This is a genomic window from Xenorhabdus sp. IM139775, from assembly GCF_028598745.1.
Lineage (GTDB): Bacteria > Pseudomonadota > Gammaproteobacteria > Enterobacterales > Enterobacteriaceae > Xenorhabdus.
On sequence record NZ_JAQRFK010000208.1, the window covers coordinates 1 to 1,055 of the forward strand.

The 1,055-nt window shown below is 46.1% G+C and carries 1 protein-coding gene; it reads left to right on the forward strand.

Features of this window, described 5'->3' with window-relative positions; all coding sequences use genetic code 11:
* Positions 1-154: 154 nt before the first annotated feature.
* Positions 155-1,055: FMN-dependent L-lactate dehydrogenase LldD (lldD, locus tag PSI17_RS17030; RefSeq protein WP_273553085.1), on the forward strand; the 901-nt coding region annotated here is incomplete at its 3' end.

Sequence of the window (1,055 nt, forward strand, 5' to 3'; positions counted from 1 at the left end):
ATTATGCCCCTGATTTTCATTTTTATTCCCATCACATTGAGTAATGTAATGGACGTCAATTTGATGTTGGCACTGCAATCTGTTGGTGGGATGATGGGCAACTTGGTGTGTTTGAATAATGTGCGAATAACTTTTCAACATTAAGGTACCTATTATGATTATTTCCGCTTCAACTGATTATCGGATTGCAGCACAAGCTAAGTTACCGCCTTTTCTGTTCCATTATATTGATGGCGGAGCCTATGCAGAGCATACCCTCAAACGCAATACCGCAGATTTATCCAATATTGAATTACGTCAGCGTGTGTTGAAGGATATGTCCGAATTGAGTCTGGAAACCAGCTTATTCGGAGAAAAGATGTCAATGCCGGTAGCACTTGCACCTGTTGGGCTAACAGGAATGTATGCACGTCGTGGTGAAGTGCAAGCTGCGCGTGCTGCGGCCAAAAAAGGCATTCCATTTACTTTATCGACGGTGTCTGTATGCCCGATTGAAGAAGTCGCTCCTGCAATCGATCGTCCAATCTGGTTCCAGCTCTATGTATTGAAAGATCGTGGTTTTATGCGCAATGTCCTGGAAAGGGCGCAGGCTGCGGGAGTCAAAAATCTGGTGTTTACCGTTGATATGCCAGTTCCAGGGGCACGTTATCGGGATGCACATTCTGGTATGAGCGGCCCGAATGCGGCTATGCGTCGTATTTTGCAGGCAATGACTCATCCCCAATGGGCATGGGATGTGGGATTGTGGGGTAAGCCACACGATCTGGGCAATATTTCCGTATATCGTGGCAAACCGACTAAATTGGAGGATTATATTGGTTGGCTGGGAAGTAATTTTGATCCCTCCATTTCATGGAAGGATTTGGAGTGGATCCGTGATTTCTGGAAAGGGCCGATGATAATTAAGGGTATCCTCGATCCAGAAGATGCTAAAGATGCTGTCCGTTTTGGGGCTGATGGTATTGTGGTTTCAAATCATGGCGGACGCCAGCTTGATGGTGTTCTGTCAACGGCACGAGCTTTGCCTGCGATTGCGGACGCAGTTAAAAATGATA